The 18343-nt window shown below is 67.4% G+C and carries 17 protein-coding genes and 1 pseudogene; 5 read left to right on the top strand and 13 right to left on the bottom strand.

All coding sequences use genetic code 11. From position 1 onward, the window contains the following. The first annotated feature begins 34 nt into the window (after nucleotides 1–34). Entirely contained in the window at nucleotides 35–739 is a 705-nt protein-coding gene (locus AB3X99_RS31675) for an isoprenylcysteine carboxylmethyltransferase family protein (protein ID WP_246089213.1), read from the top strand. Between the two features lie 7 nt (nucleotides 740–746). Here AB3X99_RS31675 and AB3X99_RS31670 read toward each other — a convergent pair whose 3' ends face one another. From AB3X99_RS31670 to AB3X99_RS31640, 7 genes and pseudogenes are all read right to left on the bottom strand, one after another. Next, nucleotides 747–1526 (bottom strand): hypothetical protein, encoded by a 780-nt coding sequence (locus AB3X99_RS31670; RefSeq protein WP_368619146.1) that lies wholly within the window; start codon nucleotides 1524–1526, stop codon nucleotides 747–749. An 86-nt stretch (nucleotides 1527–1612) separates the two neighbouring features. Next, nucleotides 1613–1768 (bottom strand): hypothetical protein, encoded by a 156-nt coding sequence (locus tag AB3X99_RS31665; RefSeq protein WP_321927253.1) that lies wholly within the window; start codon nucleotides 1766–1768, stop codon nucleotides 1613–1615. After that, a complete protein-coding gene (gene cydB, locus AB3X99_RS31660) occupies nucleotides 1743–2747 on the bottom strand; it encodes a cytochrome d ubiquinol oxidase subunit II (protein ID WP_254319536.1) in 1005 nt (334 codons plus the stop codon). The genes AB3X99_RS31665 and cydB overlap by 26 nt, the downstream gene beginning before the upstream one ends. Nucleotides 2748–2784: 37 nt before the next feature. Continuing rightward, entirely contained in the window at nucleotides 2785–4224 is a 1440-nt protein-coding gene (locus AB3X99_RS31655; RefSeq protein WP_368619145.1) for a cytochrome ubiquinol oxidase subunit I, read from the bottom strand. A 407-nt stretch (nucleotides 4225–4631) separates the two neighbouring features. Beyond that, complete coding sequence (locus tag AB3X99_RS31650; RefSeq protein ID WP_028205614.1) at nucleotides 4632–4820, bottom strand: 4-oxalocrotonate tautomerase; 189 nt, start codon at nucleotides 4818–4820, stop codon at nucleotides 4632–4634. 44 nt (nucleotides 4821–4864) lie between these two features. Continuing rightward, nucleotides 4865–5639: pseudogene (locus AB3X99_RS31645) on the bottom strand (class II aldolase/adducin family protein). A gap of 10 nt (nucleotides 5640–5649) precedes the next feature. Continuing rightward, the gene (locus AB3X99_RS31640; RefSeq protein ID WP_368619144.1) at nucleotides 5650–6597 is read right to left on the bottom strand and encodes an urea transporter; all 948 of its coding nucleotides are present in this window, start codon (nucleotides 6595–6597) and stop codon (nucleotides 5650–5652) included. Nucleotides 6598–6793: 196 nt separating this feature from the next. Here AB3X99_RS31640 and AB3X99_RS31635 point away from each other — a divergent pair, with 196 nt between their 5' ends. Then, nucleotides 6794–7375 carry a putative glycolipid-binding domain-containing protein gene (locus AB3X99_RS31635; protein WP_342950252.1) on the top strand — a complete coding sequence of 194 codons (582 nt, stop codon included), beginning with the start codon at nucleotides 6794–6796 and terminating at the stop codon, nucleotides 7373–7375. 18 nt (nucleotides 7376–7393) lie between these two features. Here the strand turns inward: AB3X99_RS31635 and kch are convergent, their stop codons facing one another. From kch to AB3X99_RS31615, 4 genes are all read right to left on the bottom strand, one after another. Continuing rightward, nucleotides 7394–8575: a voltage-gated potassium channel protein gene (gene kch / locus AB3X99_RS31630; RefSeq protein ID WP_368619143.1), complete on the bottom strand. Its 1182-nt coding sequence runs from the start codon at nucleotides 8573–8575 to the stop codon at nucleotides 7394–7396. Next, the gene (locus AB3X99_RS31625; protein WP_069268735.1) at nucleotides 8572–9456 is read right to left on the bottom strand and encodes a mechanosensitive ion channel family protein; all 885 of its coding nucleotides are present in this window, start codon (nucleotides 9454–9456) and stop codon (nucleotides 8572–8574) included. The genes kch and AB3X99_RS31625 overlap by 4 nt, the downstream gene beginning before the upstream one ends. Before the next feature lie 123 nt (nucleotides 9457–9579). After that, a complete protein-coding gene (locus AB3X99_RS31620; RefSeq protein WP_368619142.1) occupies nucleotides 9580–10116 on the bottom strand; it encodes an N-acetyltransferase family protein in 537 nt (178 codons plus the stop codon). 97 nt (nucleotides 10117–10213) lie between these two features. After that, nucleotides 10214–11137 (bottom strand): DMT family transporter, encoded by a 924-nt coding sequence (locus AB3X99_RS31615; RefSeq protein ID WP_069268737.1) that lies wholly within the window; start codon nucleotides 11135–11137, stop codon nucleotides 10214–10216. A gap of 120 nt (nucleotides 11138–11257) precedes the next feature. On the opposite strand from AB3X99_RS31615, the gene AB3X99_RS31610 reads away from it, so the two are divergent. After that, nucleotides 11258–12676 carry a PLP-dependent aminotransferase family protein gene (locus tag AB3X99_RS31610; protein WP_342950255.1) on the top strand — a complete coding sequence of 473 codons (1419 nt, stop codon included), beginning with the start codon at nucleotides 11258–11260 and terminating at the stop codon, nucleotides 12674–12676. Between the two features lie 18 nt (nucleotides 12677–12694). Here the strand turns inward: AB3X99_RS31610 and AB3X99_RS31605 are convergent, their stop codons facing one another. Together AB3X99_RS31605 and AB3X99_RS31600 are read right to left on the bottom strand one after the other, a co-directional pair. Continuing rightward, nucleotides 12695–13999 carry an MFS family transporter gene (locus tag AB3X99_RS31605; protein WP_342950256.1) on the bottom strand — a complete coding sequence of 435 codons (1305 nt, stop codon included), beginning with the start codon at nucleotides 13997–13999 and terminating at the stop codon, nucleotides 12695–12697. Nucleotides 14000–14259: 260 nt separating this feature from the next. Further along, nucleotides 14260–15825, bottom strand: coding sequence for an MDR family MFS transporter (locus tag AB3X99_RS31600; RefSeq protein WP_368619141.1), 1566 nt, complete (start codon nucleotides 15823–15825; stop codon nucleotides 14260–14262). 97 nt (nucleotides 15826–15922) lie between these two features. Between AB3X99_RS31600 and AB3X99_RS31595 the strand changes: the two genes are divergently transcribed. Both AB3X99_RS31595 and AB3X99_RS31590 read left to right on the top strand, forming a co-directional pair. Then, a complete protein-coding gene (locus tag AB3X99_RS31595; RefSeq protein WP_342950258.1) occupies nucleotides 15923–16651 on the top strand; it encodes a TetR/AcrR family transcriptional regulator in 729 nt (242 codons plus the stop codon). 89 nt (nucleotides 16652–16740) lie between these two features. Then, a complete protein-coding gene (locus tag AB3X99_RS31590; protein ID WP_368619163.1) occupies nucleotides 16741–18303 on the top strand; it encodes a deoxyribodipyrimidine photo-lyase in 1563 nt (520 codons plus the stop codon). Nucleotides 18304–18343: the final 40 nt, after the last annotated feature.

Genomic DNA, 18343 nt, shown 5'->3' with positions numbered 1-18343 from the left:
GCGAGTCAGCGTCCCCGCGCGCAAGGAGGGCATCATGACTGAGCTGAAAATGACGAAAGCGCTAATGGCGAAGCTGTTCGTGCAAGTCGTAGTCTGGTTCGGATTGATGGGCGTGCTGTTGTTCGTTTCGGCGGGCACGCTGGCGTGGACGGCGGCGTGGCTCTGGCTCATCGAGTGGGCGTTGTGCGGCGTGTGGATCGGCTTGTGGCTCGGGCGCGAAGATCCGGGTCTCCTGGTCGAGCGGCTCGCGCCGTTCGCGCAGCGCACGCAACAGCCGTGGGACCGCGTGTTCATGCTGTGCGTTTCGGTGGGCTTTTGCGCGTGGCTCTGCCTGATGGGAATCGACGCCGTGCGAATGGGCTGGTCGCGCGTGCCGCTATGGCTCAGCGTGCTCGGCGCCATCTTCATCTTCGTCGATATCTACGCGACGCGCGCCGTGTTCGCGGCGAACCGCTTTGCGGCGCCCGTGGTGAAGATTCAGAGCGAACGCGGGCACACAGTCAGCGATACCGGACCGTATGCCTATGTGCGCCACCCGATGTATGGCTTCGCGTTGCTCTTTCTCGTCGGCACGCCGCTCATGCTCGGTTCGTGGTGGGGGCTTGCGTGCGTGCCCGTGATGGTCGTGGGGATCGGCTATCGCGCGGTGCGCGAAGAGCAAACGCTGGCGGAAAATCTGCCCGGCTACCGCGAGTATCTGGCGCGTGTGCGTTATCGCTTCGTGCCGGGCATCTGGTAGTGAGAGATTAGCTCGTGGAGGGCGAGGTCAAGGCTTGCGCGTAACGCCGATAAAGCCAGGCAAGTGCCGTGGTGGTGAGCAGCGCAAACACGATATTGCCGATGCTCTGGCCAATGGCGAGCGCGGTGAGCCACCCCGGCTGCCGCACGATTTCAGGCGTGACGCCCGCGAGGCCCATACCGATCAGCACGATCAGGCCGCACACCGCAATGGGCAGCGCGGCGACGAAGGTGACGCCAAAGAGGCTCCAAAAATGCCCGCGGCTGTCGCGCCAGGCGGCGCTGAAGGCGATCTTGCTGCCGACGGCGAGCGCCGGAAAGAGCAGCGAGAGGCGCACCGCCACGAACATCCAGATCGCAATGACCACCAGAAAGAGGAACGCGGCGCCGCCCTGGTATTGAGGCCGCAGCACGACCCACAGCAAGAGCGCGAAGGCGCCGAGCGCGACCGCCAGAATGAGACCGACCGCGAAAATACGCAGGAACGGCCTGGCCCCGGCCGGCATGAGCGGCGCGCTGCGCTCGCCTAGCAGCACGAAGCGCGAGATCTTGAGCGTGAACCAGAGGTAGAGAAGCGAATTCAGGAGCGAGGCGAGATTGCCGAGCGCAATGAGTCCGGCGGAAGGCGTTGCGCCTTCCGCCGGTACGGGCCGCCCGGCAAGCCCGAACCAGCCGAGCGCCGCGTAGATCACAAACGTTCCCACAAGGAGAACCGGCATTTGCACGGCGGCCTGCCAGGCGCTCGCCCATGCGCGCTTGACGCATTCCATGAAGGTCATCTGTTGCATGAGGTTTTCGCACGGGTAACAGAGAGCCTACAGTCTAACGCGGCGCCGCGAAATCGAGGGCGCTCGTGCGAATCCGCGCGTGCAACTCACTTCACGGCGAACAGCGTGAGGTTCATGAAGACCTTGAACGCGAACCCGAGCGAGACGGCCGCGCCCACGCCCGCGCACCAGAGGAGTACGAACCAGAGCCAGCCGGGCAGCGCGCGGCGCACCGTGTTAGTGGTAGTGATGGGTGTCGCCATGACGCACCTTGCCTCTAAAGACCCAGTAGCCGAGCATCGTGTACGCGAGGATGATCGGCAGAATGAACGCTGCGCCCGCAAGCGTGAACATCTGGCTCTCGCGCGGCGCGGCCGCTTCCCACAGCGTGAGGCCCTGCGGAATCGCATACGGCCACAGGCTCACGAGCAGGCCCGCATAGCCGAGCAGCACGAGACCGATAGCTGCGATGAAGGGCGTCTTGTGATGGCGCGCATGCACGGCCCAACGCATCCACGCGGCGCAGGCGAGCACGAGCAGCGGCACCGGCGCGAGACGCCAGAAGAGGCCCGAACGGAACCAGCGTTCAGCGATGGCCGGGTCCTGCAGCGGCGTCCACAGGCTCACGAGCGCGATGAAGCCGAGCAGCATGACCGTGAGCGGCCAGACGAGCTTGCGCAGGCGGCGCTGCAGGTCGCCCTCGGTCTTCGCCACGAGCCAGCAGCAGCCGAGCAGTGCATAGGTCGCGACGAGCCCGAAACCCGAGAGCAGGCTGAAGGGCGTGAGCCAGCCGAAGGCGTCGCCGGCGAACTGGCCGCCGTCCATCGGGATGCCTTGCAGGAACGCGCCGAGCGCGATGCCCTGGAAAAACGCCGCGCCCGTCGAGCCGCCGATGAACGCGAGGTCCCACAAGTGCTTCGTGCGATTGGCCTTGGCGCGGATCTCGAACGACACGCCGCGGAAGATCAGGCACGCGAGCATGAACACGAGCGGCAGGTAGAGCGCGGAGAGCACGGTCGAGTACACCACGGGGAACACGGCGAAGAGCCCCGCGCCGCCGAGCACGAGCCAGGTCTCGTTGCCGTCCCACACGGGCGCGACCGTGTTCATCATGAGATCGCGCTCATCCTCGTCGGGAAAGAGCGGAAACACGATGCCGATGCCGAGATCGAAGCCGTCCAGCACCACGTAGAGAAGAACGCCGAGCGCGATGATCGCGGCCCAGATGACGGTGACATCCATTTGCTTGCTAGCCTCGTAACGATGAATGCGGGGAGCCTCAGGCGTCGATCAGCTGATCGGCGGCGCACATGGGGCGGCGCGCGGTCTGACTCGCGCTGAGCGCAGGGTGGGCCACGCGCGGTTCACGTGGCTCGCGGGGCGCATGCGGCTTCGGGTCGGGCAGCGCGGGACCTTTGCGCAGAAGTTTGAGCAGATAGTAAATTCCCGTGCCGAATACGAGGAAGTACACCGCCACGAACGCCATCAGCGAAATGCCCACCTGCTGGGCGGTGAGCGGCGACACTGCCTGCGCCGTGCGCATTACGCCGTAGACCACCCAGGGCTGACGGCCGGCTTCGGTCGTAACCCAGCCCGCGAGCAGCGTGATGAAGCCCGTCGGTCCCATGGCGAGCACGAAGCGCTGGAACCAGCGCGATTCGTAGAGCGTGCCGCGGCGGCGCAGCACCCAGCCGATCACGCCGAGCAGGATCATCAGGATGCCTAAACCGACCATGACGCGGAAGCTCCAGAACAGCAGCGGCGAATTGGGCCGCTCGTCGGCGGGGAAGGACTTGAGTCCCTTGATCTCGCCGTCCCAGCTATGCGTGAGGATCAGGCTGCCCAGGTGCGGAATGGAAACGGCGTAGCGTGTCGTCTCGGCCTGCATGTCGGGAATGCCGAACAGATTGAGCGCGGTGCCGCCTGGTTCGGTGTCCCAGATGCCTTCGATCGCGGCGATCTTGGCGGGCTGATATTCGCGCGTATTCAGGCCGTGCGCATCGCCCACGAAGGCTTGCACCGGCGCGAGCACGAGCAGCAGACCGAGCGCCATCGAGAACATCTTCTTGATGGCGGGGTCGCGGCGTCCCTTGAGCAGATGCCACGCGCCGCTGGCGGCCACCACGAGCGCGGCCACGATGAACGCGGCGATCGCCATGTGCGCAAGGCGGTACGGGAACGACGGATTGAAGATGATCTTGAACCAGTCCACCGGTACGACATGGCCATCGACGATCTTGAAGCCTTGCGGCGTCTGCATCCAGCTATTCGAGGCGAGGATCCAGAACGTGGAGATGAGCGTGCCGATGGCGACCATCAGCGTCGCGCCGAAGTGGGCACGCGGGCTCACGCGGTTCCAGCCGAACAGCATGATGCCGAGGAAGCCCGCTTCGAGAAAGAACGCGGTCATGACTTCGTACATCAGCAGCGGCCCGGTGATGGGGCCCGCGAACGACGAGAAGCCGGACCAGTTGGTGCCGAACTCATAGCTCATGACGACGCCTGAGACGACGCCCATGCCGAAGGCCACGGCGAAGACCTTCGACCAGAACAGGCAGAGGTCCTTGTAGAACGGCTGGCGCGTTTTGAGCCAGCAGGCTTCGAGCACGGCGATGAAGCTCGCGAGGCCGATGGAGAGCGCCGGAAAGACGATGTGAAACGAAACGGTGAAGGCGAACTGCAGCCGGGCCAGGTCGAAGGCGGAAAGTGACGTGTGCATGTACGTGCCTGTTGCTTGCTTACCGGGAAAAGCGCGGAAGAAACGTCGCACGGCGAGGCAGTGGGGGCGCTGCGCTTCTCGTGCGATGGACGTAAGCGTAGGGGAACGGCGAAGGTTTTGCTGCGCTGCGACGTGCGCCAGCGTGTCGCAGTCGTCAATATCAAAGGGACGAAAACCTGCGCTAACGCATTGATACAGATCAATTTAGATTAAACACTCGTTGCGCAGCGGGGATGTGCGCAGAGCGTCGCGATGCGTCAATACACCGCGCTGCCGCATCGGGTGCGGCAACGTGCCTCGGCGTGCGGCTTCGGGATTCGTGCGGGGGAGAGGTCAGGCGCGCCTGGCGGCGCGAGCGACGCGTACGGCGCCAGGCGGAAAAGATCAGGAATGCGATAGAAGTGGCGTCAGCGCGGATCGCTCCACAGCTTGCCGGCCGTCGCCCAGTTTTCCGGCTTCACGTCGTGGAAGATGATGTCGACGGATTGTGGCTCGACGCCGAGCACCTTGCAGGTGGTCTCGGTCAGGGCGGCGGCGAGCTGGCGTTTTTGTTCGACGCTGCGTCCTTCGAACATTTCGATGTGGAATGTCGGCATGCGGGTCTCCTTGAGAAAGTGAGTGACGCGACGGATGGGCGCGATCAGTCGCGGTATGACGAATCGATGCGATCGAGCTTGCGCAACAGCGCGGGCCATTCGAGCACGCCTTCGATCGCGCCGCCGTCGCGCAACTGCTCGGCCGTGCGTTCGGCCACCCCGGGCGGCGGCACGACGAGCGGCACGCCGCCGGCCTGCGCCTGCAGCTGGATTTCGCAGGCCTTGATGAGCGTCGCCATCAGCACGTAGGCTTCGGCCACTGTGCGGCCGGTGGTGAGCGTGCCGTGATTGCGCAGCAGCATGGCCGGCTGCGCGCCGAGGCTTGCCGTGAGGCGCGTGCCTTCGGCAGGCGTGAAGGCGAGGCCTTCATAGTCATGCCACGCGAGCTGGCCGTAAAAACGCAGCGCGTGCTGCGAGGCGGGCAGGAGGCCGTCGCGCTGGATCGATACGGCAATGCCCGCGGTATTGTGCAGATGCATCACGCACACGGCGTCGGGCCGCGCAAGATGCACGGCCGCGTGCAGCGCGAAGCCGGTGGCGTTCACGGGGTGCTCGCTTGCGCCGACGATACGGCCGTCGGTGTCGATCTTCACGAGGTTCGAGGCGCGCACTTCGTAAGGCGAGGCCGAACGGATTGATGAGAAAGCGGCCCGCCTCGCCCGGTATGGCGGCGGAAACATGCGTGTAGATCAGGTCGTCCCAGCCGTTGAGTGCGATGAGGCGGTAAGCGGCGGCGAGATCGACGCGCAGTTGCTGCTCGGCGGTGGAGCGCGGCGCGGCCTCGGCGCAGGTGCTCGTCGGACGATGGGCGAAAGACATGGCGATTCCTTCAGCGGACGATGGGTTCTTCAGGCGGCGTCGATGGCGCAGGGCGCAGGCGTCGCACTGCCGCGTGCACACTCCAGCTTGCCAGCACGAACGGCGCGGTCAGCGCTGGCAGTCCGCAGCGCACGGCGGCCAGATGCAGGGCTGCGGCGAGCATGGTCGCATAGATCGCGGCGCGTGTGCCGAGCGCGCAGACCGCGAGCGCGGCAAGCGCGCCGTTGAAGCCGGCGAGGCCCGCGCCGAAGGCGTCCGGGCTCGCGCCGCACGCGAGTTCGAGCGTGCTCGCGAGCGCCGCGCCGCCGAGCGCATAGGCGGCCGCGCGCCGCGACGACCAGGAGAGGCCCGCGAGCACGCACAGGCCCGCCGCCGCGCCCGAGGCAAAGGTGGTCTGCGCGAGGCCGCTCAACACGCCGGCGGCGGCGTGTGCTGCCGCGGCGAGCGGTGTGCCGTGCGGGGCCAGCGGGGCTGCGGCGATTGCGCTGGCGACGGGAGCGCTGCCCGGGTGCAGCGGCAGCCAGATCCAGGTCGCGATGAGGCAGGGGACGGAATACAGCCCGAGCGGAGCGCGCGCGAGGTGGCGGTCCAATGGCCCGGCGATCCACGCGCTCGCACCGCCCGCGATGAGGGCAAGCGCGGCCGCCGTGCCCGCATCGCAGACGAAGGTGAACGCCGCGAGCGCGGCGAGCGCGCCGTTGTAGCCTGCGAGGCCGTCGCGGATCGCCGCGTCTGGATGGCCCGCCACGACCGCGCAGACGTTGGCCGCCGCGGCGCCGAGCAGGGCGGCGAAAGCCAGCCGCCAGTCGGTGAGCGCGAGCGCTGCGAGCAGGCACGCGCCCGTTCCCGCATGCGCCTGCAGCACGATCTGGCCGAGGCTGCGCAAAAGGGCACCGACGGCGGCGGTATCGGCGGTACGGGCAGTGGCGCCGGAAGCGGCGCAAAATCGGGCGGACATGGCGAAGGCGTGGCGGGCGGGTACGGGCCGGTGCGGCCCCGCTGAGAGGCACAGGGCCGGCCAGAGTGCGAGCATAGGGGATGCGGACCGCCTCGCGCATGCGCGTGGGTTGATAGTCGCTATTTGTTGACGGGTTACGATACGCGCAAGGCGGTTGTCGTGATTATCCAGAGACAGTCTGCACGGGAGGCGAACGATGCGTGAAGTGCGTTGGGCATCCGAGACGGGCGAGGGTATCGAGCATCTGGCGTTCGATGCGCATTGCGGCCCGAAGTTTGGCGAAAAAGGCGACACGATCCGCGCGGAAAGCGTGGTCATCGGCGAGCGCTACGGCAAGTCCTATGGCCTGTGTTACGCCATCGAGTGCGACGCGCAGTGGCGCGTGCGCTGGGCGGCGTTTCGCGTGATGGGCGGCGGCTCGCTCGTGCTCCACAGCGACGGCAAGGGCCACTGGACCGACGGCGAGGGGCGCGCACTGGAAGCGCTCGACGGCTGCATCGACATCGACATCGCCGCGACGCCGTACACGAACACGCTGCCGATCCGGCGTCTGGGCCTCGCGCGCGGCGAGCGCCAGCCGATCCGTGTGGTGTACATCGCCGCGCCCGAACTGGAGCCCAAGCCTGTCGAGCAGGCCTATGTGTGCATCGAGCGCGACCGCGAGTATCGCTACGAAGGCATCTTTCGCGACTTCACGGCGAACCTGCGCGTGGATGAAGATGGGCTCGTGATCGACTATCCGACGCTGTTCCGGCGTCTGCCGCCGCCGGACCGATAGCACGCGGCGACACCACGCTTACACCGCGCCGCCTGGACTCTTGCCGAACAGCAGTTGTTCGACCAGCGTGTTGTCGATGGTATCGTTGTTCAGCGTGCGAGCGAGCAGTTCGCCCGCGAGCAGTTGCGGCGAAAACACCATATCCGGCTGCAACAGGCGCAGCCGCTGCAGGTTGCGGCTGTCGTTGACGAGCGCCACGGTGCGCACCTTCGGCGCGATCTCCTTGATGGCGAGAATCACGAAGGCATTCTCGGCGTCGTCCGAGCGCAGCGCGAGCGCGGCGAGCGCGGTTTCCGCGCCCGCGTTGTGCAGCGTGGCGGTGTCGCTCGCATCGCCGACGATGAGATCGGCCTCCGGTGGATAGTTGTGCGGAATATTGGGCGCGACGATCACGGTCGCCGCGTAGCCGCGCTTGAGGAGCCCTGCGTACACGCTATGTGCGAGCGGCGACGCACCGACGATCAAATAGTGGTTCTTGCGGGTCACGTTGGAAATGCCTCCCTTCACGATGCGTTTCAAATGGCCGCCGATCACAGGCCCGATCACAGCGCTGATCGACGTCGCGAACACGGTGATGCCGAGCACGATGATCGAAGCCGTAAAGAGCCGCGCGGTGTCCGAGCGCGGCACGATATCGCCGTAGCCGACCGTGGACATCGACACGATCGAGAAGTAGAACGCCGTGACGAGGTTGCGGATAGGCGGGTCGAAATCGTCGCCGAGATACAGCGAGCCGAACACCGCGTAGACGATCAATGAGCCAATGCTCAGGAATGCGAACAGCGAGCCCGCGGCGACGCTCGCGCGATCGAAATGGCGCCAGTAGTAGATCAGCGCGCAGGCAAGCGCGAGCGAGAAGCCGGCGAGCGCGTGGCTGCGATAGTCGCCCCACAGACAGATGCTGGCCGCGCCGGCGAGCAGCACCAGTGAAAGCACCCAAGCCACGCGCGCCCGCAGCGCGATGCCGAACGACATCATCGTGAGGCCGGTCGCGACGAGCGCCTGGGGCAGCGCGAGCACGCCGAACGCGTTGATGAGCGTGATCCAGTCGTCGAACCAGTTGCCGCGCGCGTGTTCGAGCGCTTTCTGCGCGACCGGGCGCACCAGCAGCAGGCCGTCGATCACCAGCAGCACGGCCAGGTAGCCGTGCGGCACGAGCCCTCTGAGGTAGCCGCGCGGGCGGCGCGCGTACGCGCTCATTGCTGCGCGTGTTGCGTCGGCTGTGTCGGTTGCTCGGGCTGCGCCGGTTGCGTCTGCACGATGTGCAGCTCGCGGGTGCGCAGGGGCAGCGAGCAGTGCGCGTCATTGAGCACCTGGCGGACCTTGCGCGACAGCTCCCAGCGCATCTCCCAGAAGGTGTCGATGTTCGACCACACGCGCACGTTGAGCACGGCGGTGCTGTCGTCGAAACGCGTCACCATCACTTGCGGCGCGGGCGAGGCCAGCACGCGCGGGTCGGCGGCGGCGAGCGTGCGCAATGCGTCGATGGCGCGGTTCACGTCGTCGCGCACCGACACTTCCACTTCGAGGTCGAGCCGGCGCGTGGGATTGCGGCTGTAGTTGCGGATCGAATTGCTCCACAGCGCGCTGTTCGGCACGTATTCGCAGATGCCGTCCGGTTTCGTGAGGCGCGTGGTGAAGAGGTTCACTTCCTCGACGGTGCCCGCGACGCTGGCGCCGGCGCTGCCATCGATATAGTCGCCCACCTTGAAGGGCCGCAGCAGCAACAGCATGATGCCGGCCGCGATGTTCTGCAGCGTGCCTTGCAGCGCGAGACCGATGGCGAGACCGGCCGCGCCGAGCACTGCGACGATGCTGGCGGTCTGGATGCCGATTTGCGAAAGCGCGCCGATCACGGCAACGAGGCGCACGCCCCACACGGCGGTGTCGCGCACGATGGGGCGCAGCGTGGGATCGATGCCGCCGCCGCGCCGCTTGATCCAGTTGCCCACGCGCCGGGAGAGCCACCAACCGAACCAGAGGATCGCGAAGGCCGCGCACAAGCGCAGCGCGAGCGCGGAGAGCGCGTCCCACAGGAAGCCCCAGTTGGACGGGTGCAGGTGTTCGAGGAGGGGTTGCATGGCGAATCAGTCCTTGTCTGCGGAGCCGTGGGTCCGGCTCCGTTGCGAAAGGACGTATTGTACGAGCGGCGTTTCGCTGGCGGCGCGCGTGTGGCGTGCCGCCATGCGTTTGAGCGCCGGGCGTCAGCCCTTGGGCGGTGTGTCCGCGCCCGGCCCGAGCGTGCGCTGCATGAGCGCGGTGTCGCGCCACTCGCCGTGCTTGAAGCCGACACCGCGCAGCGTGCCGGTCAGCGAGAAGCCCAGGCGCTCGTGCAATTTGAGCGAGCCGCCGCGCGGGTCTGCGACCACGGCGATCATCTGCCGCCACGGGCCCGCCTCGCAGCGCTCGATCAGCGCGTTGAGCAGCGTGTGGCCGAGTCCGCGGCCGCGAAACGCCTCGTCGATATAGATCGAATCTTCGACCGTGAAGCGGTACGCCGGACGCGGCCGGTAGGGCGTGGCGTAGCAGTAGCCCGCCACCTGGCCGTCGATCTCGGCGACGAGCCAGGGCAGGCCATGTTCGCGCACGGCGGCGTGGCGACGCAGGAGTTCGTCGAGCGTGGGCGGCGTCTCCTCGAACGACGCCGTGCCGTGCAGCACGTGGTGTGCGTAGATCGCGGCGATGGCGGGAAAGTCGTCGGCAGTGGCGTCGCGCACGAGCGCGTCGGGGTGTGGGTTCATCGGTTGGAGCGAGCGCGAAGGCAAATGAGAAGGAGGTTTGCGTTCCTCACTATGCCTCGCGCAGGCGCGCTTTTGAAGCGTGCCAAAAAAGCCCGGTCTAGACGCGCTGCGTGCCCGCGCGATTCGCGACAGCGGAAGCGCCGCCTGCGCGCCCGAAGCGCCGTGCGCCGGCCACGCACGCGATCACCACGGCGGTGACGGCGATCATCGCGGGCGGCACGGCTTCGTGCAGCAGCAGCGCCGCGAGCACGAAGCCGAAGAACGGCTGCAGCAACTGCAACTGCCCGACGCCTGCAATGCCGCCGAGCGCGAGCCCGCGATACCAGAACACGAAGCCGATCAGCATGCTGAAGAGCGACACATAGGCGAGCCCCCACCACGAGGCCGCGCCCACCGCTGCGAACGACGCGGGCCGCAGCCACCACGCGAGCGGCGCCATCACGGGCAGCGAGATCACGAGCGCCCAGCAGATCACCTGCCAGCCGCCCAGGCGCCGCGAGAGCCGCGCGCCTTCCGCATAGCCGAGCCCGCACACGATGATCGCGCCGAGCATGAGCGCGTCGCCGAGCGGCGAGGCGTCGATGCCATGACGCAGCGCGAACGCCACCACGGCGGCGCTGCCCGCCGCGGAAAAGATCCAGAAGGCCGGCTGCGGACGCTCGCCCGCACGCAACACGCCGAACACGGCCGTGGCGAGCGGCAGCAAGCCGACGAACACGATGGCGTGCGCCGAACTCACGTGCTGGAGCGCGAGCGCGGTGAGGAGCGGAAAGCCCACCACCACGCCGAGCGCGACGATGACGAGCGGCCAGACCTCGGCGCGCGCGGGCCGTGCGGCGCGCAGCGCAAGAAGCAGCAGCACGCTGATCATGCCCGCGATGGTCGCACGCACGCTGGTGAGGAACACGGGGGCGAAGCCGAGCACGGCGAGCCGCGTGGCGGGCAGCGATCCGCTGAAGATGAGGACGCCTGCGAGGCCGCAGAGCCAGCCGTCGGTGGTGGAATCGAGCGTTTTGCGCATGGGCTTTGGCAAGAAGAAGCTTCAATGATCGATCCGCTGATGATGCGCGCCGCGCCGTGCGAAGGTAAGCTACAGATCAGTACAATTTGTTCAAACTGTATTGAACACGGAGCAGTACAGATGAAAGACAGAGCGAGGACGCAAGCCCTGCCCATGACGCGCGTCGAGCAGGTGATGCAGGCGCTGCGCGAGCGCATTGCCGCGCGCTCGCTGGCTGCGGGCGCGCGCGTGCCGTCCATCCGGGCGATGAGCGGGCAGCTTGGCGTGTCGAATTCGACGGTGGTGGAGGCCTACGAGCGCCTCGTCGCCGAAGGCGTGCTCGTCGCGCGGCGCGGCGCCGGATTTTTCGTGGCCGGGCACGCGCCGCCGCTCGCGCTCGCCGCGCTCGGGCCGCAGCTCGACCGCGAGATCGATCCGCTCTGGCTCACGCGCCAGTCGCTGCAGACCGAGGCTGACGCGCTGCGTCCCGGCTGCGGCTGGTTGCCCGCCTCGTGGCTGCCGCAGGACGCCGTGCGGCGCGCGCTGCGCGCCCTTGCACGCGACCCGCGCGCGCCGCTCACCGATTACGCGTCGCCGCTCGGCCTGCCGGCGCTGCGCCAGCAGCTGGCATGGCGGCTCGGCCAGCACGGCGTGGAGGCCGCGCCCGAGCAGATCGTGCTGACCGATGGCGGCACCCAGGCGCTCGATCTGCTGTGCCGCTTTCTGCTGGAGCCGGGCGATACCGTGCTCGTGGACGACCCGTGCTACTTCAATTTCCAGGCGCTGCTGCGCGCGCATCGCGTGCGCGTGGTCGGGGTGCCGTACACGCCGACGGGCCCGGATCTCGCCGCGTTCGAGCGCACGCTGGCCGAATCGCGCCCGCGCCTTTACGTGACGAACTCGGCGGTCCACAACCCCACCGGCGCGACGCTCGCGCCCGCGGTCGCGCATCGCCTGCTCAAGCTCGCGGAGGAGCACGACCTTCTGATCGTCGAGGACGACATCTTCGCCGACTTCGAAATCGAGCCCGCGCCGCGCCTCGCGGCCTTCGACGGGCTCGCGCGCGTCGTGACGATCGGCAGCTTCTCGAAGACGATGTCGGCGGCGGCGCGCTGCGGTTTCATCGCGGCGCGCGCCGACTGGATCGAGCCGCTCGTGGATCTCAAGCTCGCGGTCTCGTTCGGCAATGGGGAGATGGTGGCGGAACTCGTGCACCGCCTGCTCGTGGACGGCACGTATCGGCGGCATCTGGACGGCTTGCGCGCGAAGCTCGCCGACGCCATGGGCGAAACGCTGCAGCGGCTTTCGGCGCTGGGCCTGAGCGCATGGACGCGGCCGCAGGCGGGCCTATTCGTATGGGCGCAGTTGCCGGACGGACTCGACGCGGCGCAGATCGCGCGCGAGGCGCTGGTGGAAGGCGTGGTGCTCGCGCCGGGCAACGTGTTCAGCGTGTCGCGCAGCGCGAGCGATTTTCTGCGTTTCAATGTTTCGCAGTGCAATCGTCCGAAGGTCTACGAAACATTGCAGCGTGCGATGGAGCGGGTGGCGCAGCCGGCATGAAGCGGCTGCGCCCGAGCATCACGGTTCGTGACGCAGATAGCCTTCCTTCGACGGATCGCGCATGCGCCACGAGACGATCAGCGAAATCGCGCACAGCGCGGTCACGTACCAGTAGAACGTGGACTCGCTGCCTGCCGACTTGAACCACAGCGCGACGTATTCGGCCGAGCCGCCGAACAGCGCATTTGCTACCGCGTACGAGAGGCCCACGCCCATCGCGCGCACTTCGGGCGGGAACATCTCCGCCTTGATGAGGCCGCTGATCGACGTGTAGAAGCTGACGATCGCGAGCGCCACCGTGATCAGTGCGAACGCGGCCACGGGGCTCGCCACGTCTTTGAGCGCATGCATGAGCGGCACTGTGCCGATCACCGCGAGAGCGCCGAACAGGATCATCGACGTGCGGCGGCCGATCTTGTCGGACAGCGCACCGAACACCGGCTGCATCAGCATGTAGACGAAGAGCGCGCAGGTCATCACGTTGCTCGCGGTTTTCGCGTGCATGCCGGCCGTGTTCACGAGGTACTTCTGCATGTAGGTCGTGAACGTGTAGAAGATCAGCGAGCCGCCTGCGGTGAAGCCCACCACGGTCAAGAACGCGCCCTTGTGTTGCCAGACGCCGCGAATCGTGCCTGCGTCGCGTTTGTGGCGCGACTCGCTCGTCGAGGTTTCGTCGAGCGATTTGCGCAGATAGAGCGAGATCAGCGCGGCGAATGCGCCGACCACGAACGGAACGCGCCAGCCCCAGGCCTTCAGTTCTTCGGTGGAAAGCGTCTGCTGCAGGATCACGAGCACGAGCAGCGCGCAGAGTTGGCCGCCGATCAGCGTGACGTACTGGAACGACGCGAAGAAGCCGCGTCGGCCCTTGAGCGCGACCTCGCTCATGTAGGTCGCGCTCGTGCCGTACTCGCCGCCCACCGAAAGCCCCTGGAAGAGCCGTGCGACGAGGAGCAGGAACGGGGCGAACGCGCCGATCTGCGCGTAGGTGGGCAGCATGGCGATCACGAGCGAGCCGCCGCACATCATGAGCACCGAGATCATCATCGCGCTGCGGCGGCCGTGGCGGTCGGCGATGCGGCCGAACAGCCAGCCGCCGATCGGGCGCATGAGGAAGCCCGCGGCGAACACGCCGGCGGTGTTGAGCAGCTGCGTGGTGGTGTTGCCGCTCGGGAAGAACGCGGGCGCGAAATACAGCGCGCAGAACGAGTAGATATAGAAGTCGAACCACTCGACGAGATTGCCCGACGAGGCGCCGACGATGGCGAATACGCGTCGCCTCGTGTCTTGCGCGGATAGCGTGGTTGGGTCGGTCTGGACGTCCATGGGCGGGTCTTCTCCTGGTTTGTGTGTTTTATGGCGAACGGCCGTCATGCGGCCGTCGCAAGAGTTGCATCGCGCGCCGCCGGGTCCCGGCGCGCGATGCCCGCGATTTTAGCTAACTGTAATTAAATGTGTGGAAAATGTAATGATGTCGCGAACGGGGTCCGGGCAGGCCCCATCAGGCCGGCGTGATGCGGGCTCGCGAGGCACAAGAAAGCCAGCGGGGAGCCGCTGGCTGGAGGGGAAAAGCAGGCGAAGCGCGCTCAATGCTGCTTGCGCAGCGGCACGTCACGCAGCAGCCACGACAGCGCGAACGAGAACACCACCACGACCGCAGCCGAGAGATAAACCGTGTGCAACGCCCCGGCGAATGCATCGAGATACTGCGCGTGCAGCGCGGGCGGCAGATGGTGGATCACGTCGGGCGTGAGCGGCTGCGGCAGTTCCACGTCGGCCGTGAGCACCTTTTCGAGCCGCGCGTGCAGCCCGTGGGAGAACACGGCGCCGAACGCGGCCACGCCGACCGAGCCACCGATCGAGCGGAACAGCGTCGCGCCCGATGTGGCCACGCCCATATGGCGAAATTCCACGGCATTCTGCACGGCGAGGATCAGCACCTGCATCACCATGCCGAGGCCGCAGCCGAGCAGGCCCATATAGACATACATGAGGTGAATCGGCGTGTCGATCTGCAGGCGCGCGAGCAGCATCATCGCCACGGCCACGAGCGCCGTGCCCACGATCGGGAATATGCGGTACTTGCCGATCTTGCTGATGATGCGGCCCGTGATGATCGACATCACGAGCACGCCGCCCATCATCGGCAGCATCTGCATGCCGGCCTGCGAGGGCGTCGAGCCCTTCACCACCTGCAGATAGAGCGGCAGGAACGTAACCGAGCCGAACAGCGACACGCCCACGATGAAGCCGATCAGGCTCGCGAGCACGAAGGTGCGCTGGCGGAAGAGTTCGAGCGGCAGGATGGGCTCGGCGGCGTGCTTTTCCTCGTGGATGAAGCCCGCGACAGCGACGATGCCGAGCAGCAGCGTGAGCCAGAGCGTAGGCGACGTCCACGGCAGCAGCGAGCCGCCCTCGCTCGTGAAGAGGATCAGGCAGGTGAGGGCGGCGGCGAGCCAGCCCGCGCCCATGTAGTCGATCACGTGCTTCACGTGCGCGGCGCGCGGCTTGAACACCGCGCCGATCACCACGAGCGCGATCGCGCCGAGCGGCAGGTTGATGTAGAAAATCCAGCGCCACGACAGATGCTCGACGAGAAAGCCGCCGAGCAGCGGCCCGATTACCGTCGCGATGCCGAATACACCGCCGAACATGCCCTGATACTTGCCGCGCTGCGCGGGCGGGATGACGTCGCCGATCGCGGCCATCGTCACGACCATCAGGCCCCCGCCGCCAATGCCCTGCAAGGCGCGCAGCACGATCAGCTGCTCCATGTTCTGCGCCACGCCGCAAAGTGCCGAACCGATCAGGAAGATCACGATGGCGGCCTGCAGCACGATCTTGCGCCCGAACAGGTCGCCGAACTTGCCGTAGAGCGGCACGACGATCGTCGAGGTGAGCAGGTAGGCCGTGACGACCCACGAGAGCCGGTCGAGCCCGCCCAGCTCGCCGACGATGGTGGGCAGCGCCGTCGAGACGATGGTCTGGTCGAGCGCGGCCAGCAGCATCACGAGCAGGAGCGCCGGAAACAGCAGCCGGATCGGTGGATGGCCGCCGGTATCGGCAGCCTGGCCCGACGCCAGCACCGCTGCATTCGCGTGAGCGCCGACCCCCGCCGTAGCGGGCACAGGGTGTTTCGTGCTGGGTTTCATCGTGTCCGTCAATCTTGAAATTAATTAATTCGGAGGTTAATATTAGGACAATTATTCCAGTTGGTCAAAATTCATTTTGTTACCGGGCAGGACACCTATGAACGCGCCAGAACCTTCCTTCGACAGCGCAGGCGGCACGCCAGGCCGGGCCGCCGCGCGCCGTCCCGGCCGGCCGAGTGGCGGCGTGGGCGGGGCGGAACAGCGCGCGCGTCTGATCGAAGCCGCACTCGCGCTGTTCGCACGCCAGGGCATCCTCGACACCTCGCTCGCTGCCATCGCCCGCGAGGCGGGCGTGACGCCGGCGATGGTCCACTACTACTTCAAGACGCGCGATCAACTGATCGACGTGCTGATCGACGAGCGTTTCGTGCCGCTGCGCGAGTCGCTTGGCGACATCTTCGCGGAGCATCCCGACGATCCCGTGGCGGCGCTCACTGCGCTCGTGCAGCGCTTCGTGGCGCTGGGGCAGCGCAATCCGTGGTTTCCGCCGCTGTGGGTGCGCGACGTCATCAGCGAGGGCGGCGTGCTGCGCCAGCGCATGCTCGAGCGCCTCGGCCGCGAGCACCAGGAAACGGCCCACACGGCCATTGCGCGCTGGCAGCGCGAGGGCCGGCTCAACGCGGCGCTGGAGCCTGCGCTGCTGTTCCAGTCGCTGATGGGCCTGACGCTCTTGCCGCTCGCCACCAGCCAGATATGGCGCGGCGACGCGCAGCAGCCGCACGTGGGCGTCGAGGCGGTCGCGCGCCATGCGGTCGCGCTCATCACCCAGGGCGTGGGGCCAGGGCGCATCGACGCACGCACCGATACGGGCATTGATACGGATTAGCCGCCAGCGCGCGCCGTGGTACGCTCCGGGACCTTTGCGGCACGCCCCGTGCGCGGTGCCGCGCGAATGTTTCCCGGTCGAGGTCCGGTCTGTCTTCTTCTGCTGCTGCTTCCCGCGCTTCTGCGCATCGTGCCCCCGCCATCGTCTGGTTTCGCGACGATCTCCGGCTCGCCGACCAGCCCGCGCTCGCGCAGGCCGCGGCGAGCGGCCTGCCGCTGATCTGCGTCTGGATCCACGATCCGCATGCCTCGGGTGAGCGCCCGGAGGGCGGGGCGGCGCGCTGGTGGCGCCATGAGTCGCTGCGCGCGCTCGAAGCGGCGCTGTCTGTGCGCGGCGGCCGCCTGCTGCTCTTGCAGGGCGACGAAGCGGCGACGCTGGACGCCCTCGTCACCGACACCGGCGCGCAAGCCGTGTACTGGAACCGCCGCTACGGCGCGGCGCAACGCGAGGTCGATCGCGCCCTCAAATCCTCGCTGCGCGAGCGCGGCGTCAGTGCGGAAAGCTTCGGCGCCCAGCTCCTCAACGAGCCATGGACGGTGCTCAATCAGTCCGGCGAGCCGTTCCAGGTCTTCAGCGCCTACTGGCGCGCCTGCCTGCGCATGGGCGATCCGCCGCCGCCGGAAGGCGAGCCCGAACGGATGATTTTTCAATCGCTGCCAGCACGTCTTACCCAACGTGCATCGAAACTCGACGCGCTCGGCCTGGCGCCTCGCGCGCCCGACTGGTCGGGCGGCATGCGCGCGGCCTGGCCTGCGGGAGAGGAAGCCGCGCTGGAGCGCCTGCGCGCGTTCCTCGCCACCGACCTCGACGCCTACGCCGGCGAGCGCGACGAACCCGGCGACGCGGCCACGAGCCGCCTCTCCCCGTATCTCGCCGTCGGCGCGATTTCGCCGCGCCAGGTCTGGGCGGCGCTCAAGGCGGCGCAGCACGCGCACGGACGTGGATCGGCGCGCCGCGCTGCGAGCGCCGAAAAGTTCGCGAGCGAGTTGGGCTGGCGGGAGTTCTGCCATTACCAGCGGTTTCACTACGCCGATCTGGCGACGCGCAACCTGCGTCCCGCATTCGACGCCATGCCGTGGCGCAAGGACGCCACTGGCCTGAAAGCGTGGCAGCGGGGGCTGACCGGCTATCCGCTCGTCGATGCCGGCATGCGCGAACTCTGGCACACAGGCTGGATGCACAACCGCGTGCGCATGGTCGTGGCATCGTTCATGAGCAAACATCTGCTGATCGACTGGCGCGCGGGCGAGTCGTGGTTCTGGGACACGCTCGTCGACGCCGACCCGGCCAGCAACCCGGCCAACTGGCAGTGGGTGGCGGGCTCGGGCGTGGATGCCGCGCCCTATTTCCGCATCTTCAATCCGGTGCTGCAGGGCCAGAAGTTCGACCCGCGCGGCGCCTACGTGCGGCGCTGGGTGCCGGAGCTGGCGGGCCTGCCCGATGCGCTCGTGCACCAGCCGTGGAAGGCCAGCGCGCAGCAGCTCGAAGCAGCGGGCGTGCGACTCGGCAAAACTTATCCGGAACCTGTCGTCGAGCACGAACTGGCGCGCCAGCGTGCACTCGAAGCCTATGCACAAACCGGCAAGGCCAAGGGCCTTACCGCTGCGCGACAGGATCCAAAGCAGGACAAAAAACAGGGCGGCAAAGCGTGAGCGCGGCCGTCATCGGGCTGTCTTGTGATGCGGCTATCGT

Source organism: Paraburkholderia sp. BR10882 (genome assembly GCF_040948855.1).
In the GTDB taxonomy this organism is placed as follows: domain Bacteria; phylum Pseudomonadota; class Gammaproteobacteria; order Burkholderiales; family Burkholderiaceae; genus Paraburkholderia; species Paraburkholderia nodosa_A.
This window is presented reverse-complemented; position numbering and strand designations above follow the sequence as displayed.

Excerpts from the sequence above, each read along its gene's own strand:
- AB3X99_RS31675 (WP_246089213.1), top strand. The coding sequence starts at position 35 with ATGACTGAGCTGAAAATGACGAAAGCGCTAATGGCGAAGCTGTTCGTG.
- AB3X99_RS31670 (WP_368619146.1), bottom strand. The coding sequence starts at position 1,526 with ATGCAACAGATGACCTTCATGGAATGCGTCAAGCGCGCATGGGCGAGC.
- AB3X99_RS31665 (WP_321927253.1), bottom strand. The coding sequence starts at position 1,768 with ATGGCGACACCCATCACTACCACTAACACGGTGCGCCGCGCGCTGCCC.
- cydB (WP_254319536.1), bottom strand. The coding sequence starts at position 2,747 with ATGGATGTCACCGTCATCTGGGCCGCGATCATCGCGCTCGGCGTTCTT.
- AB3X99_RS31655 (WP_368619145.1), bottom strand. The coding sequence starts at position 4,224 with ATGCACACGTCACTTTCCGCCTTCGACCTGGCCCGGCTGCAGTTCGCC.
- AB3X99_RS31650 (WP_028205614.1), bottom strand. The coding sequence starts at position 4,820 with ATGCCGACATTCCACATCGAAATGTTCGAAGGACGCAGCGTCGAACAA.
- AB3X99_RS31640 (WP_368619144.1), bottom strand. The coding sequence starts at position 6,597 with ATGTCCGCCCGATTTTGCGCCGCTTCCGGCGCCACTGCCCGTACCGCC.
- AB3X99_RS31635 (WP_342950252.1), top strand. The coding sequence starts at position 6,794 with ATGCGTGAAGTGCGTTGGGCATCCGAGACGGGCGAGGGTATCGAGCAT.
- kch (WP_368619143.1), bottom strand. The coding sequence starts at position 8,575 with ATGAGCGCGTACGCGCGCCGCCCGCGCGGCTACCTCAGAGGGCTCGTG.
- AB3X99_RS31625 (WP_069268735.1), bottom strand. The coding sequence starts at position 9,456 with ATGCAACCCCTCCTCGAACACCTGCACCCGTCCAACTGGGGCTTCCTG.
- AB3X99_RS31620 (WP_368619142.1), bottom strand. The coding sequence starts at position 10,116 with ATGAACCCACACCCCGACGCGCTCGTGCGCGACGCCACTGCCGACGAC.
- AB3X99_RS31615 (WP_069268737.1), bottom strand. The coding sequence starts at position 11,137 with ATGCGCAAAACGCTCGATTCCACCACCGACGGCTGGCTCTGCGGCCTC.
- AB3X99_RS31610 (WP_342950255.1), top strand. The coding sequence starts at position 11,258 with ATGAAAGACAGAGCGAGGACGCAAGCCCTGCCCATGACGCGCGTCGAG.
- AB3X99_RS31605 (WP_342950256.1), bottom strand. The coding sequence starts at position 13,999 with ATGGACGTCCAGACCGACCCAACCACGCTATCCGCGCAAGACACGAGG.
- AB3X99_RS31600 (WP_368619141.1), bottom strand. The coding sequence starts at position 15,825 with ATGAAACCCAGCACGAAACACCCTGTGCCCGCTACGGCGGGGGTCGGC.
- AB3X99_RS31595 (WP_342950258.1), top strand. The coding sequence starts at position 15,923 with ATGAACGCGCCAGAACCTTCCTTCGACAGCGCAGGCGGCACGCCAGGC.